This window comes from Citrobacter sp. RHB20-C16 (genome assembly GCF_013890155.1).
GTDB classification, from domain to species: Bacteria; Pseudomonadota; Gammaproteobacteria; order Enterobacterales; family Enterobacteriaceae; genus Citrobacter_A; species Citrobacter_A amalonaticus.
In genome coordinates this window covers 1,028,354-1,050,140 of sequence record NZ_CP057630.1, presented here as the reverse complement: position 1 = coordinate 1,050,140, position 21,787 = coordinate 1,028,354, and the positions used below count along the sequence as shown (strand labels likewise).

The window sequence follows — 21,787 nt, the reverse complement described above, 5'->3', positions numbered from 1 at the left end:
ATTAACGTACCTTCAGCGTTGCCAGGCCAATCAGGACCAGCATCAGCGAAATAATCCAGAAGCGCACAATCACGCGCGGTTCCGGCCAGCCTTTCAGTTCATAGTGGTGATGAATCGGTGCCATGCGGAAGATACGCTGACCGCGCAACTTGAAGGAACCGACCTGCAATATCACCGACAAGGTCTCCACGACAAATACCCCACCCATGATCACCAGCAGGAACTCCTGACGTAGCAGCACGGCGATAATGCCAAGCGCGCCGCCCAGCGCCAGCGATCCGACGTCGCCCATGAAGACCTGCGCCGGATAGGTGTTAAACCACAGAAATCCTAAGCCCGCGCCGACAATCGCCGTACAGACGATTACCAGTTCGCCGGCATGACGTAAGTACGGAATATGCAGATAGTTGGCAAAATTCATGTTACCGGTAGCCCACGCCACCAGCGCGAATCCCCCCGCGACGAAGACGGTTGGCATAATCGCCAGACCATCCAGACCGTCAGTCAGGTTCACCGCATTACCGGTGCCGACAATCACGAAATACGCCAGCAGAACGTAGAACAGCCCCAACTGCGGCATGACGTCTTTGAAGAACGGCACCACCAGCTCTGTCGCTGGCGTGTCTTTCCCGGCGAGGTACAGTGCGAAAGCAACACCCAGCGCAATGACCGACATCCAGAAGTATTTCCAGCGCGCAATCAGGCCTTTGGTGTCTTTGCGGACCACTTTGCGGTAGTCATCGACGAAGCCGATAATGCCGTAACCAATCAACACCACCAATACGCACCAGACGTACGGGTTTGACGGGTAGGCCCACAGCAGAACGGAAATAACGATCGCCGTCAGGATCATGATCCCACCCATCGTCGGCGTGCCGCGCTTGCTGAAGTGGGACTCCGGACCATCGTTACGTACAACCTGACCGAAGGAGAGTTTTTGCAGACGGGCGATCATGCGCGGGCCCATCCACAATGAGATGAACAGTGCGGTCAGCAGGCTGACAATGGCGCGAAACGTCAGATAGGAAAAGACGTTAAAGCCGGAATAATATTTGACCAAATGTTCGGCCAGCCAAACTAGCATGATCCTTTCTCCTGTAATGCGCGTACGACCTCTTCCATGGCGGCACTACGTGAACCTTTCACCAAAATGGTAATTATCTGTTGCTCTGCAATCAGCGTCTGCAGACGCGCGATCAGCGCGGCTTTATCCGCAAAATGTTCGCCGACGCCACTCGCATCGCTGATAGCCTTGCTCAGTTTCCCTGAACTCAATACGCAGTCGATGCCTGCCGCTTTCGCCGCCTCACCGACCTGCACGTGGCAGGCTTCGCTTTCTGCGCCCAGTTCGGCCATATCGCCGACAATCAGCACACGGTAACCCGGCATTTCGGACAGCACCTGTACCGCGGCGGTCATTGACCCGACGTTGGCGTTATACGAATCATCAAGCAGCAGTTGGTTTTCCGCTAACTGGACAGGGAACAGACGGCCCGGTACCGCTTTTAAATTTGCCAGACCGGTTTTGATCGCCTCCAGCGTCGCGCCAACAGCCATCGACAACGCTGCCGCCGCCAGGGCATTGGCGATATTGTGACGTCCGGGCAATGGCAGCAGTACATCAATGCTTCCACCAGGCGTTTGCAGTAAAAATTCGGTGCCATGTGACGTCACATGGACATTGGTGGCAGTGAAATCGCTGTTGGTAGCATTCGGTGAAAAACGCCAGACTTTTCGATCGCCGATAATGTTCTGCCAGTTCAACCAGTCATTGTTATCGGCATTCATAATGGCAATGCCGTTTTCAGGCAGACCGGTAAAAATTTCGCCCTTCGCCTTCGCCACTCCCGCCAGCGAACCGAAGCCTTCCAGATGCGCCGCCGCCAGGTTGTTGACCAGTGCCGCTTCCGGACGCGTCAGGCTGACGGTCCAGGCGATTTCGCCCTGGTGGTTGGCACCTAACTCAATGACCGCATAGTCATATTCCTGGGTTAAGCGCAGCAGCGTCATCGGTACGCCAATGTCGTTATTCAGGTTGCCTGCGGTATAGAGCGTATTGCCACACTGGCTGAGAATCGCCGCCGTCATCTCTTTCACAGAGGTTTTACCGGACGAGCCGGTTAACGCCACCACGCGTGCCGGAACCTGAGCGCGAACCCACGCAGCCAGTTCGCCGAAGGCCAGACGGGTGTCTTGCACAATCACCTGTGGCAAATCAACCGCCAGCGGACGGCTAACCAAGAGTGCGCCCGCCCCCCCCTCTTTTGCCTGTTCGGCAAAATCGTGAGCATCAAAACGTTCGCCTTTGAGCGCCACAAACAGGCAGCCCGGCGTCAGCTTACGCGTATCGGTGGTGACGGCATCAAGGGACAGATCGCCCCCTTTCAGTTCGCCGCCGAGAATACCGGCGAGTTGGCTGAGCGTTACGCGAATCATGCGATCACCCCCAGCAGGCGCGCCGCAGTTACGCGGTCGGAATAGTCGAGACGCTGCGTACCGACAATCTGGTAATCCTCGTGCCCTTTACCTGCCACCAGCACGACATCGTTATCTTTCGCCTGCATAATGGCGTTGGTCACCGCTTCGGCACGGCCTTCCATCACTTTTGCACGACCAGCATCCAGCATACCTGCCAGAATGTCGTCGATAATGGCGCGCGGCTCTTCAGTACGCGGGTTGTCGTCCGTTACGACCACAACATCAGCGAACTCTTCGGCAATCGCCCCCATCAGTGGGCGCTTCCCTTTGTCACGATCGCCGCCGCAGCCAAAGACGCACCAGAGTTGCCCGGTGCAGTGCAGACGCGCCGCCTGTAGCGCTTTTTCCAGCGCATCAGGGGTATGGGCATAATCGACAACCACGGTGGTTTTACCCGGCGCGCTAAAGACTTCCATACGCCCGCAAACGGGTTGCAGACGCGCAGCAGTTTTCAACAAGTCAGCCAGTGGATAGCCCAGCGCCAGCAGCGTGGCCAGCGCCAGCAACAGATTACTGACGTTAAACGCGCCCATCAGACGGCTTTCAATTTCACCCTCGCCCCAGCTTGAGGAGAAGCGGATGGTCGCGCCGCTGTCGTGATAATTCACCTCGACGGCCTTCAGCCACCGGCCATGACAGTTAGGGTTGATATGATCTTCCATTGAGACGGCCACGGCATCCGGCAGTTTCGCCAGCCAACGGCGACCGACTTCATCATCCGCGTTGATAATTGCCTGCCCACAACGGTGCGTGGAGAAAAGTAGCCATTTCGCGGCTTCGTAATGCTCCATATCGCCATGATAATCCAGATGGTCACGGCTTAAATTGGTAAACACCGAGGCGGCAAATTTCAGTGCCGCGACGCGATGCTGCACCAGACCGTGGGAAGAGACTTCCATCGCGCATAAGGTCGCGCCCTGCTCGACCAGTCCCGCCAGCACCTGCTGAACGTCTACGGCCGAGCCGGTGGTATTTTCCGTTGGGATCACTTTACCGAGCAGGCCGTTGCCTACCGTGCCCATCACTGCGCTAGTTTCGCCGAGCAGTTGGCTCCACTGCGCCAGCAGTTGGGTCGTGGTGGTTTTACCGTTCGTGCCGGTGACGCCGACCAGACGCATGTTTTCAGATGGCTCGTGATAGAAGCGGCCCGCCAACGCAGATAAACGCTCGTTAAGCTGGCTGAGATAGATAACCGGTACGCCGTGCATTTCACGCACTTCACCGTCGGTTGCCTCGTCTTTTGCCTCTGCAATAATGGCAGCCACACCTTGCGCTATCGCCTGCGGGATATATCGACGCCCGTCCGCCTGATGACCTTTCACTGCCACAAAGAGATCGCCCGCCGCAGCCACACGGCTGTCGAGTGTCATCTCTCGCAGTTCTCGCGCAGGTAAACCTGATACCCACGGAGCAAGAAGGTCGCGCAAATTACGATCTGCCACCTGTTCCCTCGCCTTGATTAATTACGAATTCACTTTTTTCGCCCGTTGCCAACGCATCCGGTTCGATGTTCATGGTGCGCAGAACGCCGCCCATGATGGCACCGAATACCGGCGCGGAAACGGCGCCGCCGTAGTATTTACCCGCCTGCGGATCGTTGATAACAACAACCAGCGCGAAGCGCGGCTGACTCGCAGGCGCAACGCCTGCGGTATAAGCAATGTATTTGTTGATATAGCGGCCATCCGGACCAACTTTCTTCGCGGTACCGGTTTTAATGGCGATGCGATAACCTTTAATCGCCGCCTTCACCCCACCGCCGCCCGGCAACGCCACGCTTTCCATCATGTGCACAACGGTACGTACGGTCGATTCCGGGAAAATGCGCTCGCCGGGAACCGGGGGATCCACTTTGGTAATCGACAGCGGACGATAAACGCCATAGCTGCCAATCGTTGCGTAGACTCGCGCTAACTGTAACGGGGTTACCATTAGCCCGTAGCCGAAAGAGAAGGTGGCCCTCTCTATGTCAGACCACCGTTGTTTTTGAGGATATAAGCCACTGCGTTCTCCGACCAACCCCAAATTGGTCGCCTTTCCTAGCCCAAAACGTGAGTAAGTATCTACTAACGCTGAGGACGGCATCGCTAACGCCAGCTTAGAAACACCGACGTTACTCGACTTCTGTAAAACCCCGGTCAGGGTCAATTCGCTGTAGCGCGCCACGTCTTTGATTTCGTGGCCGTTAATTCGGTAGGGAACGGTATTGAGCACGCTGTTTTCCCGCACCACGCCGCGCTGGAGCGCGGTCATCACCACCATCGGTTTGACGGTAGAACCCGGCTCGAAAACGTCGGTAATGGTACGGTTACGCATCGCGTCTTTTGGCGTGCCGCTCAGGTTGTTCGGGTTGTAGGACGGGCTGTTCGCCATTGCCAGCACTTCGCCGGTACTCACATCAACCAGCACCGCGCTCCCGGATTCTGCCTTGTTAAACGCCACCGCATTGTTCAGTTCGCGATACACCAGCGCCTGTAGGCGTTCATCAATGCTCAGCGCGAGGTTATGCGCCGCCTGGCTGTCGGTAGAAGAGATATCTTCAATGACGCGACCGTAGCGGTCTTTACGCACAATACGCTCGCCCGGTTGACCGGTGAGCCATTTGTCAAAACTCTTCTCAACGCCTTCAATCCCCTGGCTATCCACGTTGGTAAAACCAATGAGGTGAGCGGTCACTTCGCCGGAAGGATAGTAACGACGGGACTCTTCGCGCAGATAAATACCCGGCAGCTTTAGCTTTTTGATGTAATCCGCCATATCCGGGTTTAACTGACGCGCCAGATAGATAAAACGCCCTTTCGGGTTGGCGTTGATCCGGGCAGACAGTTGATCGAGGGGAATATTCAGGGCGGTGGAGAGCGCTCTCCAGCGGTCGCCAACGGTAATGCCCCCGGCTTCATGCACCTCTTTTGGATCGGCCCAGATAGCTTTCACCGGTACGCTGACGGCCAGCGGACGGCCCGAACGGTCGGTGATCATACCGCGCGACGTTGCCACTTCCTGTACGCGAAGCGAACGCATGTCGCCCTGACGGACCAGCATGTCCGGCGCGATAATCTGCAGCCAGGCGACGCGGCCCAGCAAGAAACCCAGCGCCAGTAAAATGCAGCCGCACAGCAACGCAAAACGCCAACTGATAAAGTTGGCCTGTTCTTCCTGACGTTTTGGTTTTAGCGTTTTTGCCGCTGCTTTCATGCGTCGCGTTTTTCCTTATTTTTGCACTACGATATTTTCTTGTGAGGGATCAACATGCTGCATTTGCAGCTTCTCCGTTGCGATCCGTTCAACCCGGCTATGATCGCCGAGGGCATTCTCCTCAAGAATCAGGTTGCGCCACTCGATATCCAGCGCATCGCGCTCCAGAACCAGTTGTTCGCGTTGCGCAGTCAGTAATCGTGTGTGGTGCGCGGTTGTTACCACCGTCACCGCCGTCACAATGATGCAAATGAACAGGCAGAGTGGCAGCTTCCCAAATCGCAAAAGATCGTCACCGATCACGCCAGGCAAAGCATGGCGCTCGTTGCTTCCAATCGATCCCTTAACTTTGCTGAGGGCCTCTGTCACTCTGCTGATCATGCGTTCGTCCTCTCTGCAATACGCAGAACTGAACTACGGGCACGAGGATTCTCTGCAACCTCTTCTTCACCCGGCATCAACTTGCCTAATGCTCTTAGCTCACGACCGCCCAGTTTTTTGAGCTGCTCTTCCGTCATCGGTAATCCTGCCGGAACCTGCGGACCACGGCTTTGCTCACGCATAAAGCGTTTCACAATGCGGTCTTCCAGCGAGTGGAAACTGATGACAGAAAGCCGCCCCCCCGGGGCCAGCACGCTGAGCGAGCTTTTTAGCGCCTGCTCTATCTCCTCCAGTTCACTGTTCACCCAGATGCGCACCGCCTGGAAGGTACGGGTCGCGGGATGTTTGAATTTGTCTTTCACCGGCGTTGCCGCCGCGACCACTTCCGCCAGTTCTTTCGTGCGGGTCATGGGCTGTTCGCGGTTGCGCTCAACGATGGCGCGGGCAATACGTTTGGCAAAACGCTCTTCGCCAAAGGTTTTCAGCACCCAGGCGATATCGGCTTCTTCTGCGGTTTGCAGCCATTCAGCAGCCGACTGGCCGCGAGTGGGATCCATGCGCATATCCAGCGGGCCGTCACGCATGAAAGAAAAACCGCGCTCAGCGTCGTCAAGCTGCGGTGAAGAGACGCCAAGATCGAGAAGAATCCCGTCGATCTTGCCGGTCAGTTCGCGCTCGCCAACATAGTCAGCCAGCGCGGAGAAAGGTCCATGAATGATGGAGAAGCGAGGATCATTGATGGTCTGGGCGACGGCGATCGCCTGCGGATCGCGATCGATTGCCAGCAGACGTCCCTCTTCGCCAAGCTGCGAGAGAATGAGACGCGAGTGACCACCGCGACCAAATGTTCCATCAATGTAGATGCCATCAGGACGAATATTGAGACCGTTTACGGCCTCGTCCAGCAGCACCGTGGTGTGTTTAAAATTTTCCATCATCTTATAGAGACAAGTCCTGCAGGCGCTCCGACAACGTCCCGGTCGCACTCTGCTCAGCGTCGATATCTTCCTTGACCTGTTGATACCAGGTCGTTTCATCCCACAGTTCAAACTTATTGAACTGTCCAACCAGCATCACTTCTTTTGTCAGCCCGGCATGTTGCCGCAGGACAGGCGCCACCAACAATCGCCCGGCACTGTCCATCTGACATTCACTGGCATGCCCCAACAGTAAACGCTGCACACGGCGTTCTACCGGGTTCATGCTCGACAGACGCGATAATTTTTGCTCGATAATTTCCCATTCAGGCAGGGGGTAAAGCAGCAGGCACGGGTGATGGATGTCAATGGTACAAACCATTTGACCGGTAGCACTCTCGATCAGTTGATCCCGGTAACGGGTAGGCACAGATAAGCGCCCTTTACTGTCGAGATTGACTAACGTTGCTCCCCGGAACATGCCAGTCTCTCCCCTCATTACCACTTTGCCCCACAAATTCCCACTCAAAGGAGTTTACGGAGCGGAGGAAAAGCTTGTCAAGCGAGTCACAACGCTTACCTGAGTAAAAAACCCAATGTTTACGGCTAATATCAGCGTTGATTAAATTCTGTCCAACGAACGAAGCAAATTAACGTCATGAATATTTGTAAGAAAAAATCCCAAAACTCATCACCGCTTTAAAACGAACAATTATTCTCAGGAGGGAATATAAAGTGTCAGTTTGCGACGCGAGCGGCATTTTAGGACATATTGCATCATGAATACAGTCCCTGTTTATGGCTGCAAACACCGCGCACCAACAAGCCCGCCGAGACATTCGTGCTGGGGCGACAAAAAGTGTTTGTTAATTCGGCAATTCACGACAAGCATGTAACAAAATAATACATATCTAACCTGCCGTTACGTCTCAATAACCTGAAACCGCCTCTGTTTCGTTTAAATACGGATTATTTCGGTAAAGTTGAGAAAATTATAAGGAATAATCTTAATTATGGTGAGGGTATTGTGGAGAGGGGAGCGTTAAGTTGCGCCAGAAAAATTGTCTTCTGGCGCAGAATTCAAAAATTGACTAGCTGCGGCTTAATACGCCACGACGATAGAGATTACGTTTAATGCGCGTTAAACCAGGTTTTGGTTTACGCGGCTCATCCAGACTCGCCAGGACAATTTCCAGCACGCGCTCTGCAACATCACGATGGCGCTGCGCCACGGCCAGAACCGGGCACTGTAAGAAATCCAGCAGTTCGTTGTCGCCAAAGGTCGCAATCGCCAGGTCGGAAGGCAGCTTACCATCACGACGCAACGTCACATCCATCACCCCCTGCAACAGGGCAAATGAGGTGGTAAACAGCGCCTGCGGCATCGGATGCGTCTCCAGCCATTTTTCAAATAGCTGTGCCGCCGCGTCACGCTCATAGCTGTTGGCATACAGAAAATTCACTTCACGCGGATCGTCTTTCCAGGCAGCACGGAAACCCTGCTCGCGCAGGAAGCTCACAGACAACTCCGGCAGCGCGCCCAGATAGAGCACGGTGTCAGCCGGGAACTTACGCAACTCTGCGGCCAGCATTTCGGCATCGTCCTGATCGGCACCCACGACACTGGTAAAATGTTCACGATCTAATGCACGATCCAGCGCCACAATTGGGAAGGTATCATTGGCCCAGCGTTGATAGAACGGGTGTTCCGGCGGCAACGATGTGGAGACAATGATCGCATCAACCTGACGCTGTAAAAGATGTTCAATGCAACGCATTTCGTTATCAGGCTGATCTTCCGAACAGGCAATCAGCAGTTGATAACCACGCTGGCGCGCCTGGCGTTCAAGATAATTCGCAATACGGGTATAGCTCGTGTTCTCCAGATCCGGGATCACCAGACCGATAGAACGTGTGCGTCCAGCACGCAGCCCGGCAGCCACAGCATTCGGGTGGTAATTATGCTCACGCACCACCGCCATGACTTTTTCGACAGTCTTGTCGCTCACGCGGTATTGCTTTGCTTTTCCGTTAATTACGTAGCTTGCAGTCGTTCGCGATACACCAGCCAGCCGAGCGATTTCATCCAGTTTCACAATTGCCCCTTGCGTAAAATGTACAAACCATAACCATTGTAACGGCATGGGTTAAAATCGGTAACATCTAAGCGCAGAATAGTTACTGCGGCAACCGCTTTTATTCCGGGTTACCACGGATTTCGCAAAAAAATGCCCAGCGGAGGACGTTGGGCATATGAATTAACGAAAAGAGAATGATTAGCGCATTATTTTGTCGCCGCGCGATAGTCCCACCACACCGGAACGCGCAACCTCAACGATTTTCGCCACTTCGCGCAGCGTTGCCAGAAAAGCGTCCAGCTTATCGCTGGTCCCCGCCAACTGAACGGTATAGAGGTTTGGCGTGACATCAATAATCTGCCCACGAAAAATCTCCGTGTTGCGTTTCACCTCTTCCCGACCATAGCCGCTGGCCTGAATCTTCACGAGCATGATTTCGCGCTCGACGTGCGCGCCGTGCCCAAGTTCGCTGACCCGCAACACATCCACCAGCTTGTGCAGTTGCTTTTCAATTTGCTCCAGTACTTTCTCATCGCCTACCGTCTGGATGGTCATACGAGAGAGCGTCGGATCGTCCGTCGGCGCGACGGTCAGGCTCTCAATGTTGTAACCCCGCTGAGCAAAAAGGCCGATCACGCGCGACAGCGCACCGGATTCGTTCTCCAGCAGTACTGATAATATCCGGCGCATAATCAGGTCCTCTCCGTTTTACTTAACCACATTTCATCCATCCCGCCGCCGCGAATCTGCATCGGGTAGACGTGTTCGCTGCCATCGACGGTAACATCAACAAACACCAGACGACCGTTTTTCACTTGCGCCAGCGCTTCACTCAATTGACTTTCCAGTTGATCAGGACGAGAAATCTGAATGCCGACATGTCCGTAGGCTTCCGCCAGGCGAACAAAATCAGGCAGCGACTGCATATACGATTGAGAGTGACGACCCGAGTAGATCATGTCCTGCCACTGCTTCACCATGCCCAGATAACGGTTGTTCAGGTTTAGCACCAGAACCGGCAGTTTATACTGCAGCGCAGTCGACAACTCCTGAATGTTCATCTGAATACTGCCGTCACCGGTCACACAGACCACCGTTTCCTCCGGCAGCGCCATTTTTACCCCCAGTGCCGCAGGCAGGCCGAAACCCATCGTACCGAGACCACCAGAGTTGATCCAACGGCGCGGTTTATCGAAGGGGTAATAAAGGGCGGCAAACATCTGATGCTGACCCACATCCGACGTCACATACGCATCGCCATTGGTCAGACGCCAGATAGCCTCAATGACCGCCTGCGGTTTGATACTTTCGCTGTGCGTGTCATATTTCAGGCACTGACGCGCGCGCCAGCGTTCAATCTGTTGCCACCAGTCACGAATATCATCCAGCGGCTGCTGAGCGGATTCCTGCGGCAATAATTCCAGTAACTGCTCCAGCACCTGACGTGCATCCCCGACAATCGGGATATCCGCTGTCACCGTCTTGGAAATGGATGTCGGGTCGATATCAATATGCAGCACCGTTGCATTCGGGCAATACTTGGCCAGATTATTCGTTGTGCGATCGTCAAAACGTACCCCAACGGCAAAAATCAGATCGGCGTTATGCATCGTCATGTTGGCTTCATAAGTACCATGCATGCCCAGCATCCCGAGCGACTGACGGTGCGTTGCGGGAAATGCCCCAAGCCCCATCAGCGAAGAGACCACCGGCAGGTTAAGCATTTCGATGGTCTGACGCAGTTGCTCATGGCACCCCGCCGTCACCGCCCCGCCGCCGACATAGACAACCGGTTTTTTTGCCGCAACCAGCGTTTGCAGAGCGCGCTTAATCTGCCCTTTATGGCCCGCTGTGGTCGGGTTATACGACCGCATGCTGACTGATTCTGGCCAGGAATAAGGCAGTTTTTTGCCGGGATTAAGAATATCCTTCGGCAAATCCACCACCACCGGTCCCGGACGACCGCTCGCCGCCAGCCAGAAGGCTTTTTTCAGCACCTGCGGAATATCTTCCGTCTGCTTCACCAGAAAACTGTGTTTCACGACCGGGCGGGAGATCCCCACCATGTCGCACTCCTGAAAGGCGTCGTAGCCAATCAACGAGGTCGCGACCTGACCGGAAAGAATCACTAACGGAATAGAATCCATATACGCCGTCGCGATTCCAGTAATCGCATTGGTGGCGCCTGGGCCGGAAGTTACCAGCACCACGCCCACTTCCCCCGTTGCCCGCGCCAGACCATCGGCCATATGCACGGCCGCCTGTTCATGGCGGACGAGCACATGATCGATCCCACCGACCGTATGCAACGCATCATAAATATCGAGGACGGCGCCCCCGGGATAACCGAATACCTGCTTAACGCCCTGATCGATAAGCGATCGGACGACCATTTCGGCTCCAGACAACATCTCCATGGCTTGCCTCACTGAATGACGATTAATGATGTGTAAAACACCTTAACCGCTCCCCAGGACGCAGGCAATTCAGAGAAAGGGGGAAAGACGCCGGAAAATAAGCATAAAAGAGAGGTAAGCGACGAAGAAACGGTGAATTAAACTAAATTTTTCTCAGGTAATGATAATTAATCGGTTGAAAATGGGCGCATACAGCGAATCATCAATTTTTACGCGAATGAAAGAAAGATAGCCAGACTCAATTCAAAATAAAATGCCAATAAATAAAAAACAGACAGGATAAACCGGATGTCTGCACCCGGTTTATCTCATTCATGCCTAACGCTTGCAGACGGAAGCTAACAGTTCTTCCATCCATTGGTGCCCTTTGTCCCGACCCGCAGCTTCATGCCATGACAGATAACAAGTTCTGCTATTCAATTTTAAAGGTAACGGTAATATTTGTAGATCCAGAGAGGGTGCAAACTCTTCAGCTAACCAGCGAGGGGCAATAGCCACCAGATGCGTTTGCGAAACAACATTAAGCACACTGATTAATGCCATCCCCTGATAGGCTACACACGATTGCGAATCAACCGAGTCATACCAGGGCCGACTAAACGAGTCAAAACGGTCAAGTGAAACGACCGCATGCTGTTCATTATAAACATCGCTTTCCACCAATGGTCCGTTAATGCGTGGATGCTTACGACTGGCGACCAGCACCATTTCGTCATTAAACAATGGAATACTTGTAAATTCAGGACGACGGAATTCTTCATAACTAATAACGAACTCAGTTTCCTGATAACGTAATTGGTGTTCAGTATCCTTATTTAAAGAGGACTTAAATACAACATGAATATTAGGGGCGATTTTTTCAATACGATTATAAATTAAAGAGGTCAGAATATTATCCAGCGGACTGCAAACGCAAAGATGAAACACACGCTCACTGCTGCCAGGTTCAAATCCTGAACCGGGCAATTCATTCTGCACTAATTGCAGCGCCTGGCGGACGGAACCGAAAAGCTGGAAGGCCCGCGCGGTGGGTTGAATACCGCGACCGTAGCGAACAAAAAGTTCGTCATTAAACATCACTTTAAGACGCGCCACGGCGTTACTTACGGCTGGCTGCGACATGCCGAGAGCATGCGCGGCACGGGTAATATTCTGCTCCTGCATTACCGCATCAAATACAGTCAATAGATTAAGATCAACCATACGAAGTTGCGGTTTATCCATCTCTAAATGATGGGGATTAGGTTTATCAACGGTTACTTCTGGCATACTTAACTCCACTGTCACGCTTAACTCCCTTTTTGCTTGCCGGAATGCAGAGAAATAATCTCGGAAAATATGATTTACCATGCATATAAAATAAGAAAAAGGGCAGCGATAAAATTTCGGAAAACATAAAGGTGCGGGAAGATCGCCGTAAAAACCCCGCATCAGCACGATGTGGAATCCTTCCCCGCACGATAAATCATAAATTTCAATGACGGGGGCAATATAAACATAAGCGACACCAATAAACAATCATGAGCTTTATGAATAAAATGCTGGCATTCAATTAAATTTTTATATTACTCACGCGTTAATTCTTAACATTAGCTTATCAATTGCCATATTCACCCCCATTATTAATTTATTATTAATTACCATAAAATCTTCAAAATCATATGGATAACTAATTTATTGCGTTCGTGACTTATCAGACTGCCGTGACAGCATTTGAAAAAAAGCGTGCTTAAATATGTCAAACGATGAAAAGTGTAAGCCCTCCGCCGTTTTTTCATCGGCAATAACAGAAAAAGTTCAGCACAATTAGCTAAATCAGCCCCTCCCTTTTCTTCTGACTGGGGCGGTGTTTTCAGCGGTGGGGTTGACATCAGTCATCGTATCCAGTACCACTAAAAGCATATCGCATTCGCCTGGAGTTGATTTAATGATTCGTATCGCTCGCTTTAACGGTCTACTACTACTAAACGCATCTTCGTTGCGCGGTAGACTGGTGAGCGGCATTCAGCATTAAGTCGTATCCAGTAAGATAAAAAACCCGCGCCGTTGCGCGGGTTTTTTTATGCTCGAAGCAAGGCGCCCTAAAGACTAAGGACCTAAAACATGAGCCAGCAAGTCATTATTTTCGATACCACTTTACGCGACGGTGAACAGGCGTTACAGGCAAGCCTGAGTGTGAAAGAGAAGCTGCAGATTGCGCTGGCCCTTGAGCGTATGGGTGTTGACGTGATGGAAGTCGGCTTTCCGGTCTCCTCTCCCGGCGACTTCGAATCCGTACAAACTATCGCTCGTCAGGTCAAGAACAGCCGGGTTTGCGCATTAGCCCGCTGTGTGGAAAAAGATATCGACGTCGCGGCTGAGTCGCTGAAGGTTGCTGAAGCCTTCCGTATTCATACCTTTATCGCCACCTCACCGATGCATATCGCTACTAAACTGCGCAGCACGCTGGACGAGGTGATTGAGCGCGCGGTCTATATGGTGAAACGCGCACGTAATTACACCGACGATGTTGAATTCTCTTGTGAAGATGCTGGCCGTACGCCGATCGCCGATCTGGCCCGCGTTGTGGAAGCCGCCATTAATGCTGGCGCTAAAACCATCAACATTCCGGACACCGTCGGCTACACCATGCCCTTCGAGTTTGCGGGCATTATCTCCGGTCTGTATGAGCGCGTACCAAACATCGATAAAGCGATCATTTCCGTCCACACCCATGACGACTTAGGTCTGGGCGTCGGCAACGCGCTGGCTGCGGTTCACGCTGGCGCCCGTCAGGTTGAAGGCGCGATGAACGGCATTGGCGAGCGTGCCGGTAACTGTTCGCTGGAAGAGGTAATCATGGCGATTAAAGTTCGCCAGGACATCCTGAACGTCAACACTCGCATTAACCATCAGGAGATCTGGCGTACCAGTCAGTTGGTCAGCCAGATCTGCAACATGCCGATCCCGGCGAACAAAGCGATTGTCGGCAGCGGTGCGTTTGCCCACTCCTCAGGGATCCACCAGGACGGCGTGCTGAAGAACCGTGAAAACTACGAAATCATGACGCCGGAATCCATCGGTCTGAATCAGGTGCAGTTGAATCTGACCTCCCGTTCCGGGCGCGCAGCGGTAAAACACCGTATGGATGAGATGGGTTATAAAGAGAGTGAATACAGCCTGGACAATCTGTACGACGCCTTCCTGAAGCTGGCCGACAAGAAAGGCCAAGTGTTTGATTACGATCTGGAAGCGCTGGCGTTTATTGGTAAGCAACAGGAAGAGCCTGAGCACTTCCGCCTGGATTATTTCAGCGTCCAGTCTGGCTCTAACGATATCGCCACTGCCTCCGTCAAGCTGGCCTGCGGCAGTGACGTAAAAGCCGAAGCGGCTAACGGTAACGGCCCGGTCGATGCCATTTACCAGGCGATCAACCGCATTACCGATTACGACATTGAACTGGTGAAATATAGCCTGTCCGCCAAAGGACATGGCAAAGACGCACTGGGTCAGGTCGATATCGTCGCCAACTATAACGGACGTCGTTTCCACGGCGTCGGTCTGGCGACAGACATTGTTGAATCTTCCGCGAAAGCGATGGTGCACGTGCTGAACAACATCTGGCGTGCGGCAGAAGTCGAAAAAGAGTTGCAACGTAAAGCTCAGAACAACGAGAACAACAAGGAAACCGTGTGATGTCGAAGAATTACCATATTGCTGTTTTGCCGGGCGACGGTATTGGTCCGGAAGTGATGACGCAAGCCCTGAAAGTCCTGGACGCTATTCGCCATCGTTTTGAGATGCGCATTACCACCAGCCATTATGATGTCGGCGGCGCGGCGATCGACAACCACGGTCAACCGCTGCCGAAGGCGACGGTGGAAGGCTGCGAACAGGCCGATGCCGTTCTGTTTGGCTCCGTCGGCGGCCCGAAATGGGAACATCTGCCGCCGGACAGCCAGCCGGAACGCGGCGCGCTGCTGCCGCTGCGCAAGCACTTCAAACTGTTCAGCAACCTGCGTCCGGCAAAACTGTATCAGGGACTGGAAGCATTCTGCCCTCTGCGCGCCGACATCGCCGCGAATGGCTTCGACATTTTGTGCGTCCGTGAACTGACCGGCGGGATCTACTTCGGTCAGCCAAAAGGTCGCGAAGGCAGCGGCCAGCATGAAAAAGCGTTCGATACCGAGGTCTATCACCGCTTTGAAATTGAACGTATCGCGCGCATTGCGTTTGAGTCTGCGCGTAAACGCCGCCGTAAAGTGACCTCCATCGACAAAGCTAACGTTCTGCAAACGTCTATTTTGTGGCGCGAAATCGTCAATGAAATTGCCAAAGAATATCCGGACGTTGAGCTGGCGCACATGTACATCGACAACGCCACCATGCAGTTGATTAAAGACCCGTCCCAGTTTGACGTGCTGCTGTGCTCCAACCTGTTTGGCGACATTCTGTCTGATGAATGCGCGATGATCACCGGCTCGATGGGGATGTTGCCCTCCGCCAGTCTGAACGAGCAGGGTTTTGGTTTGTATGAACCGGCGGGCGGCTCCGCACCGGATATTGCCGGCAAGAATATTGCTAACCCGATTGCGCAAATTTTGTCGCTGGCGCTGCTGCTGCGCTACAGCCTGGATGCCGATGACGCGGCATCCGCCATTGAACGTGCGGTTAACCGCGCATTAGAAGAAGGTATCCGCACTGGTGATTTAGCCCGTGGCGCGGCTGCCGTCGGTACCGATGAGATGGGCGACATCATTGCTCGTTATGTCGCACAAGGGGTGTAATCATGGCTAAAACGTTATACGAAAAATTGTTTGATGCGCACGTCATCTATGAAGCGCAAAACGAAACCCCGCTGCTGTATATCGACCGACATCTGGTGCATGAAGTGACCTCTCCGCAGGCGTTCGACGGCCTGCGTGCGCATGGTCGCCCGGTTCGCCAGCCGGGTAAAACCTTTGCCACGATGGATCACAACGTCTCCACGCAGACCAAAGATATCAATGCATCCGGCGAGATGGCGCGTATCCAGATGCAGGAACTGATTAAAAACTGTAACGAATTTGGCGTTGAGCTGTACGATCTGAACCACCCGTATCAGGGCATCGTTCACGTGATGGGGCCCGAACAAGGCGTCACCCTGCCGGGAATGACCATCGTCTGCGGCGACTCGCATACCGCGACCCACGGCGCCTTTGGCGCGCTGGCGTTCGGTATCGGCACCTCCGAAGTCGAGCACGTGCTGGCTACCCAGACCCTGAAGCAGGGCCGCGCCAAAACCATGAAGATTGATGTCAAAGGCACCGCAGCGCCGGGAATCACCGCCAAAGACATCGTACTGGCGATTATCGGTAAAACCGGTAGCGCCGGCGGTACCGGTCATGTCGTTGAGTTTTGTGGCGATGCCATCCGAGCCCTGAGCATGGAAGGCCGCATGACCCTGTGCAACATGGCGATTGAAATGGGTGCCAAAGCCGGATTAGTCGCCCCGGATGAAACCACCTTTAACTACGTCAAAGGTCGTCTGCACGCGCCGAAAGGTAAAGATTTTGATGACGCAGTCGCGTACTGGAAAACGTTGCAAACCGACGCCGACGCACGCTTTGATACGGTTGTCACCTTACAGGCTGAAGAGATTGCTCCTCAGGTGACCTGGGGAACCAACCCGGGCCAGGTGATCTCCGTGACGGACAACATTCCCGATCCGGCGTCGTTTACCGATCCGGTTGAGCGCGCCAGTGCTGAAAAAGCGCTGGCCTATATGGGCCTGAAACCGGGTGTACCGTTAACGGAAGTGGCGATCGATAAAGTGTTCATCGGCTCGTGCACTAACTCGCGTATTGAAGATTTGCGCGCCGCCGCAGAGGTCGCCAAAGGTCGTAAAGTCGCGCCGGGCGTCCAGGCGCTGGTGGTTCCAGGATCCGGTCCGGTCAAAGCGCAGGCAGAAGCGGAAGGGTTAGATAAGATCTTTATCGAAGCCGGATTCGAATGGCGTCTGCCGGGGTGCTCCATGTGTCTGGCGATGAATAACGATCGCCTGAATCCGGGCGAACGCTGCGCGTCAACCAGCAACCGTAACTTTGAAGGGCGTCAGGGCCGCGGTGGGCGTACCCATCTGGTCAGCCCGGCGATGGCCGCGGCTGCCGCCGTTACCGGTCATTTTGCCGACATTCGCAGCATCAAATAAGGAGACTCCCATGGCAGAGAAATTTACCCAACATAACGGCCTGGTTGTCCCGCTGGATGCCGCCAACGTCGATACTGACGCCATCATTCCTAAGCAGTTTTTGCAGAAGGTTACCCGCACCGGTTTTGGCGCGCACCTGTTCAATGACTGGCGTTTTCTGGATGAAAAAGGTCAGCAGCCGAATCCGGAGTTCGTCCTGAACTTCCCTGAATACCAGGGCGCCTCGATTCTGCTGGCGCGTGAAAACTTCGGCTGCGGCTCTTCTCGTGAGCACGCGCCGTGGGCGTTGACGGATTACGGCTTCAAAGTGGTGATTGCGCCGAGCTTCGCGGACATCTTCTACGGTAACAGCTTTAACAACCAGTTGCTGCCCGTGAAGTTAAGTGATGAAGAAGTCGACGAGTTGTTTACGCTGGTACAGGCGAATCCGGGTATTCACTTCGAAGTGGATCTGGAAGCGCAGGTCGTGAAAGCAGGCGAGAAAACGTATCACTTTAACATCGACGCCTTCCGCCGCCACTGCATGCTGAACGGTCTGGACAGCATCGGGTTGACGCTGCAACACGAAGACGCGATCGCCGCCTACGAAGAGAAACAACCGGCGTTTATGCGCTAAGTCCGCCATGCCGGGAGCACTGTGCTTATCCGGCCTACGGATTTCTGTAGGTCGGATAAGGCGTTAGCCACCATCTGGCAATCCATAAATCAAACGTCTTTCACCCGCCCGGTCATCACCAGCGTAACCAACGAAATCGCCGCAATCACCCAGTATACTGCGAAGTGACCATAGCTCTGAGCAACCGCGCCCTGGATCACCCCCGCCAGAATTACGCCGGTCGAAATACTGTTGGTAAATAGCGTCGTCGCCGATCCGGCCCTGCCCGGCATCAGATCCTGAAACCAGAGCATGCCAATACCGGCAATGATCCCGATAAACGCCGCATTAAACAGTTGCAATATCAGCAGCGCCTGATGGCTGTGGAAGAAAATCAGCCCGAGATAAAACAGCACGCCCGCGGTGACGGCAATAAGCATCATCCGGCGCTTACCGAAGCGTTTTACGTAAAAGCCGGCAAGGATCATGATCGGAATTTCCAGTCCTGCGGCGGTGCCCATCAGGATCCCGGCAAGCTTATCCGGCAGTCCAAGCTCCGCGCTAATCCATAACGGCATATCGATGATATACATGGTGTTGCAGGTCCACATCAGCGTGGAAGCGATAAACAACATGCGTACGTTTTTATCCTGCCAGCCACCAGCCTGGATCACCGGCGCATCCGCCGGTTGTTCAACGCGGGCGACAGACGGCAGCATAAAGGCAATCAGGATGAAACTGAGCGCAAAAATCGCGGCGGCAATCGAAAACATCACGGTAAAACCGTAATTCAGCGCCAGCATAAAGGCCATCGGCGGGCCAATCACCCACGCCAGTGAAAGCTGCGCACGCATTACAGAGCTGAACATCACCACTTCTCGCGCCGAGCTGTCGGCATATTCCCGCGCCAGCGCGAACAATTGCGGCATCGCGGTATTTGCCAGCGACGCCAGCAGTACGCCGCAGGTGATCAGCGTCAGGTAGTGGCGATTAAAGGCAAACAGCAGCGCATTACCGATGGCCATCAGGCAACAAAACAGAATCAGCTTGCGCCGGTCTCCCTGGCTGTCCGAGCGTTTTGCCAGAACAAGGCTTACGCCAATCCCGGCGATGGCGTTAACGGTGTAAAACAGCCCCACCCAGAACGGCTGCGCCCCGACCTCGCGACTGAGAAACAGGCTCAGCGTCGGCGCCTGTAGCGCCCCCGCCACGCCCATCATAAATGCGACGAGCATAAACGCCGCGTAAACACCGTTGAGACGTCGTCCCATCGTCATTAACCAGAGCATATCTTTCCTTAGTCAGCGCAGCCGAAACGAAAAAAGCCAGCAGATAATACCTGCTGGCGCGGTGATTAACACCAATACTCAGTCACACATGATGTCTGCTACTCCAGGGTCAGGCTGTCACCTCCCACTGCATCAGTTCTTCCAGCATCTTTAAGCGCTGCGGCGCGCTCAGGCAAGCCAACCAGGACAACCCTTCTGTCGCGGCAAAGTACTTCTGATAAAACTGGCGCATATAGATGACCCCGTCATAGTGCTTCATCGGAATGTATTATTGGCCTAATATAGGGATAATAAAATTGCTGAGTTTTCCGCAGGAGTTCCCCTTTTATGTCTTCTGGCCGTCTGCAACAACAGTTCATCCGCTTGTGGCAATGCTGCGACGGCAAAACACAGGACACCACGCTCAACGAACTGGCGGATCTGCTGAGCTGCTCGCGCCGTCATATGCGCACGCTGCTCAATACCATGCAGGAGCGCGGCTGGCTGACGTGGGAGGCGGAAGTGGGACGCGGAAAACGTTCACGCTTAACCTTCCTGTATACCGGACTGGCGCTCCAGCAACAGCGCGCGGAAGATCTGCTGGAGCAAGATCGCATCGATCAACTGGTGCAACTGGTCGGCGACAAAACGGCCGTGCGGCAGATGCTGGTTTCCCATCTGGGCCGCAGCTTCCGTCAGGGCCGTCACATCCTGCGCGTACTTTACTATCGTCCAATGCAAAATCTGCTGCCCGGCAGCGCACTGCGTCGCTCAGAAACCCACATTGCCCGCCAAATCTTCAGCGCCCTGACCCGCGTAAATGAGGAAAATGGGGAACTGGAAGCCGACATAGCCCACCACTGGCAGCAAATCTCCCCCCTGCACTGGCGCTTTTTCCTGCGTCCGGGGATCCATTTTCACCACGGTCGTGAACTGGAAATGGACGATGTGGTGTCGTCACTGACACGCATTAACGTCTTACCGCTCTATTCGCACATCAGCGAGATCGTTTCACCCACGCCCTGGACGCTGGACATTCATCTTTCGCAACCCGATCGCTGGCTCCCGTGGCTGCTGGGCCAGGTCCCGGCGATGATCCTGCCGCGCGAATGGGAAACCCTGAGCAATTTTTCCAGCCATCCGATTGGCACCGGCCCATACGCGGTGATACGGAATACTCGTAATCAGCTGAAAATTCATGCATTTGATGATTTCTTCGGTTATCGGGCCCTGATTGATGAAGTGAACGTCTGGGTTCTGCCGGATATAGGCGACGAGCCAAACGGCGGCCTGACGCTGAAAGGTCCCACGGAAGATGAGAAGGCTATCGAAAGCCGCCTGGAAGAGGGATGCTATTATCTGTTGTTCGACGCCCGCACCCATCGCGGCGCCAATCAGGAGGTTCGGGAGTGGGTCAGTCGCGTACTGTCACCAAGTAACCTGCTTTACTATGCCGATGAACAGTATCAACGTCACTGGTTCCCGGCCTATGGCTTACTGCCCCGCTGGCATCACGCGCGACCGGGTCACGGCGAGAAACCTGCCGGGCTGGAGACGCTCACGCTGACCTATTATCACGAACACATCGAACATCAGGTGATTGCACAGATCATGAGTCAGCTTCTGGCTGAACATCAGGTGAAGCTAGAGATTCAGGAGATCGACTACGATCAATGGCATGCCGGGGAAATTGAAAGCGACATCTGGCTTAACAGCGCCAACTTCACCCTGCCGCTCGACTTCTCTTTGTTCGCGCATCTGTGTGAAGTCCCGCTGTTACAGCACTGCATTCCGCTGGACTGGGAAGCCGACGCCGCGCGCTGGCGCACCGGCGAAATGAATCTGGCCATGTGGTGTCAGCAATTGCTTGCCAGCAAAGCCATTGTCCCGCTGATCCACCACTGGCTGATTATTCAGGGCCAGCGCAGTATGCGCGGCCTGCGCATGAACACCCTCGGCTGGTTCGACTTTAAATCTGCGTGGTTTGCGCCGCCGGATCCATGATTGCCGCAACGCGGCAAAATCACTACACTAACGCCGTTCTCAACGGGGTGCTAATAAACATACACAAAATCATTCAAGCTGCAGCAAGGCGGCAAGCGAGTGAATCCCAAGGAGCATAGAACACTATGTGACTGGGGTGAGCGGACGCAGCCAACACAGAGGCTGCTTGAATGATGAAGCGTATGGGCTGAGATAATACCCGTCGAACCTGATCCGGATAACGCCGGCGAAGGGATTTGAGGCTACTGCTCAAAATCCTTTGCCACCCATCTTTTGAGGTGCAAA

The 21,787-nt window shown here is 54.0% G+C and carries 19 protein-coding genes and 1 riboswitch; of the genes, 6 read left to right on the top strand and 13 right to left on the bottom strand.

Features of this window, described 5'->3' with window-relative positions; genetic code table 11:
• Position 1: 1 nt before the first annotated feature.
• From mraY to leuO, 11 genes are all read right to left on the bottom strand, one after another.
• Complete coding sequence (gene mraY, locus HVX64_RS05140; protein ID WP_042997938.1) at positions 2-1,084, bottom strand: phospho-N-acetylmuramoyl-pentapeptide-transferase; 1,083 nt, start codon at positions 1,082-1,084, stop codon at positions 2-4.
• Entirely contained in the window at positions 1,078-2,436 is a 1,359-nt protein-coding gene (gene murF, locus HVX64_RS05135) for a UDP-N-acetylmuramoyl-tripeptide--D-alanyl-D-alanine ligase (protein WP_044255486.1), read from the bottom strand. The genes mraY and murF overlap by 7 nt, the downstream gene beginning before the upstream one ends.
• Positions 2,433-3,920, bottom strand: a complete 1,488-nt coding sequence (murE, locus tag HVX64_RS05130) for a UDP-N-acetylmuramoyl-L-alanyl-D-glutamate--2,6-diaminopimelate ligase (protein WP_044255489.1) — start codon at positions 3,918-3,920, stop codon at positions 2,433-2,435. Before murE ends, murF begins: the two co-directional genes overlap by 4 nt.
• Complete coding sequence (gene ftsI / locus HVX64_RS05125; protein ID WP_042997941.1) at positions 3,907-5,673, bottom strand: peptidoglycan glycosyltransferase FtsI; 1,767 nt, start codon at positions 5,671-5,673, stop codon at positions 3,907-3,909. The genes murE and ftsI overlap by 14 nt, the downstream gene beginning before the upstream one ends.
• A 15-nt stretch (positions 5,674-5,688) precedes the next feature.
• Positions 5,689-6,054 carry a cell division protein FtsL gene (gene ftsL / locus HVX64_RS05120; RefSeq protein ID WP_012904474.1) on the bottom strand — a complete coding sequence of 122 codons (366 nt, stop codon included), beginning with the start codon at positions 6,052-6,054 and terminating at the stop codon, positions 5,689-5,691.
• Positions 6,051-6,992 carry a 16S rRNA (cytosine(1402)-N(4))-methyltransferase RsmH gene (rsmH, locus tag HVX64_RS05115; protein WP_044255494.1) on the bottom strand — a complete coding sequence of 314 codons (942 nt, stop codon included), beginning with the start codon at positions 6,990-6,992 and terminating at the stop codon, positions 6,051-6,053. The genes ftsL and rsmH overlap by 4 nt, the downstream gene beginning before the upstream one ends.
• A gap of 1 nt (position 6,993) precedes the next feature.
• A complete protein-coding gene (gene mraZ, locus HVX64_RS05110; RefSeq protein WP_044255498.1) occupies positions 6,994-7,452 on the bottom strand; it encodes a division/cell wall cluster transcriptional repressor MraZ in 459 nt (152 codons plus the stop codon).
• A gap of 610 nt (positions 7,453-8,062) precedes the next feature.
• Positions 8,063-9,067 (bottom strand): catabolite repressor/activator, encoded by a 1,005-nt coding sequence (cra, locus tag HVX64_RS05105; RefSeq protein WP_042997944.1) that lies wholly within the window; start codon positions 9,065-9,067, stop codon positions 8,063-8,065.
• A gap of 180 nt (positions 9,068-9,247) precedes the next feature.
• A complete protein-coding gene (ilvN, locus tag HVX64_RS05100; protein WP_042997945.1) occupies positions 9,248-9,739 on the bottom strand; it encodes an acetolactate synthase small subunit in 492 nt (163 codons plus the stop codon).
• A 2-nt stretch (positions 9,740-9,741) separates the two neighbouring features.
• Positions 9,742-11,466 (bottom strand): acetolactate synthase 3 large subunit, encoded by a 1,725-nt coding sequence (ilvI, locus tag HVX64_RS05095; protein WP_044255501.1) that lies wholly within the window; start codon positions 11,464-11,466, stop codon positions 9,742-9,744.
• 318 nt (positions 11,467-11,784) lie between these two features.
• Positions 11,785-12,735, bottom strand: a complete 951-nt coding sequence (gene leuO / locus HVX64_RS05090; protein WP_042997947.1) for a transcriptional regulator LeuO — start codon at positions 12,733-12,735, stop codon at positions 11,785-11,787.
• A 658-nt stretch (positions 12,736-13,393) separates the two neighbouring features.
• Here leuO and leuL point away from each other — a divergent pair.
• The 5 genes from leuL (at position 13,394) to leuD (ending at position 18,251) form a co-directional block, all read left to right on the top strand.
• A complete protein-coding gene (leuL, locus tag HVX64_RS05085; protein WP_042323878.1) occupies positions 13,394-13,480 on the top strand; it encodes a leu operon leader peptide in 87 nt (28 codons plus the stop codon).
• 89 nt (positions 13,481-13,569) lie between these two features.
• Complete coding sequence (gene leuA / locus HVX64_RS05080) at positions 13,570-15,141, top strand: 2-isopropylmalate synthase (RefSeq protein WP_044255506.1); 1,572 nt, start codon at positions 13,570-13,572, stop codon at positions 15,139-15,141.
• Positions 15,141-16,232: a 3-isopropylmalate dehydrogenase gene (gene leuB / locus HVX64_RS05075; RefSeq protein ID WP_042997949.1), complete on the top strand. Its 1,092-nt coding sequence runs from the start codon at positions 15,141-15,143 to the stop codon at positions 16,230-16,232. The genes leuA and leuB overlap by 1 nt, the downstream gene beginning before the upstream one ends.
• A gap of 2 nt (positions 16,233-16,234) precedes the next feature.
• Complete coding sequence (gene leuC, locus HVX64_RS05070; RefSeq protein WP_044255509.1) at positions 16,235-17,635, top strand: 3-isopropylmalate dehydratase large subunit; 1,401 nt, start codon at positions 16,235-16,237, stop codon at positions 17,633-17,635.
• Positions 17,636-17,645: 10 nt separating this feature from the next.
• The gene (gene leuD, locus HVX64_RS05065; protein ID WP_044255511.1) at positions 17,646-18,251 is read left to right on the top strand and encodes a 3-isopropylmalate dehydratase small subunit; all 606 of its coding nucleotides are present in this window, start codon (positions 17,646-17,648) and stop codon (positions 18,249-18,251) included.
• 89 nt (positions 18,252-18,340) lie between these two features.
• On the opposite strand, the gene HVX64_RS05060 is transcribed toward leuD, so the two are convergent.
• Both HVX64_RS05060 and sgrT read right to left on the bottom strand, forming a co-directional pair.
• Positions 18,341-19,519 (bottom strand): sugar efflux transporter, encoded by a 1,179-nt coding sequence (locus HVX64_RS05060; RefSeq protein ID WP_044255514.1) that lies wholly within the window; start codon positions 19,517-19,519, stop codon positions 18,341-18,343.
• A 109-nt stretch (positions 19,520-19,628) separates the two neighbouring features.
• Positions 19,629-19,751, bottom strand: coding sequence for a glucose uptake inhibitor SgrT (gene sgrT / locus HVX64_RS05055; RefSeq protein WP_042323887.1), 123 nt, complete (start codon positions 19,749-19,751; stop codon positions 19,629-19,631).
• A 95-nt stretch (positions 19,752-19,846) separates the two neighbouring features.
• On the opposite strand from sgrT, the gene sgrR reads away from it, so the two are divergent.
• Entirely contained in the window at positions 19,847-21,502 is a 1,656-nt protein-coding gene (gene sgrR, locus HVX64_RS05050; RefSeq protein ID WP_044255516.1) for an HTH-type transcriptional regulator SgrR, read from the top strand.
• Positions 21,503-21,535: 33 nt separating this feature from the next.
• A riboswitch (TPP riboswitch) is annotated at positions 21,536-21,755 on the top strand.
• Positions 21,756-21,787: the final 32 nt, after the last annotated feature.

Bases quoted from the DNA above. Each gene is read 5' to 3' on its own strand.
- HVX64_RS05060 (WP_044255514.1), bottom strand. From the start codon at position 19,519: ATGCTCTGGTTAATGACGATGGGACGACGTCTCAACGGTGTTTACGCG.
- leuD (WP_044255511.1), top strand. From the start codon at position 17,646: ATGGCAGAGAAATTTACCCAACATAACGGCCTGGTTGTCCCGCTGGAT.
- sgrR (WP_044255516.1), top strand. From the start codon at position 19,847: ATGTCTTCTGGCCGTCTGCAACAACAGTTCATCCGCTTGTGGCAATGC.
- rsmH (WP_044255494.1), bottom strand. From the start codon at position 6,992: ATGATGGAAAATTTTAAACACACCACGGTGCTGCTGGACGAGGCCGTA.
- ftsL (WP_012904474.1), bottom strand. From the start codon at position 6,054: ATGATCAGCAGAGTGACAGAGGCCCTCAGCAAAGTTAAGGGATCGATT.
- leuB (WP_042997949.1), top strand. From the start codon at position 15,141: ATGTCGAAGAATTACCATATTGCTGTTTTGCCGGGCGACGGTATTGGT.
- leuO (WP_042997947.1), bottom strand. From the start codon at position 12,735: ATGCCAGAAGTAACCGTTGATAAACCTAATCCCCATCATTTAGAGATG.
- leuL (WP_042323878.1), top strand. From the start codon at position 13,394: ATGATTCGTATCGCTCGCTTTAACGGTCTACTACTACTAAACGCATCT.
- sgrT (WP_042323887.1), bottom strand. From the start codon at position 19,751: ATGCGCCAGTTTTATCAGAAGTACTTTGCCGCGACAGAAGGGTTGTCC.
- ilvN (WP_042997945.1), bottom strand. From the start codon at position 9,739: ATGCGCCGGATATTATCAGTACTGCTGGAGAACGAATCCGGTGCGCTG.
- mraY (WP_042997938.1), bottom strand. From the start codon at position 1,084: ATGCTAGTTTGGCTGGCCGAACATTTGGTCAAATATTATTCCGGCTTT.
- leuC (WP_044255509.1), top strand. From the start codon at position 16,235: ATGGCTAAAACGTTATACGAAAAATTGTTTGATGCGCACGTCATCTAT.
- ftsI (WP_042997941.1), bottom strand. From the start codon at position 5,673: ATGAAAGCAGCGGCAAAAACGCTAAAACCAAAACGTCAGGAAGAACAG.
- mraZ (WP_044255498.1), bottom strand. From the start codon at position 7,452: ATGTTCCGGGGAGCAACGTTAGTCAATCTCGACAGTAAAGGGCGCTTA.
- ilvI (WP_044255501.1), bottom strand. From the start codon at position 11,466: ATGGAGATGTTGTCTGGAGCCGAAATGGTCGTCCGATCGCTTATCGAT.
- murF (WP_044255486.1), bottom strand. From the start codon at position 2,436: ATGATTCGCGTAACGCTCAGCCAACTCGCCGGTATTCTCGGCGGCGAA.
- leuA (WP_044255506.1), top strand. From the start codon at position 13,570: ATGAGCCAGCAAGTCATTATTTTCGATACCACTTTACGCGACGGTGAA.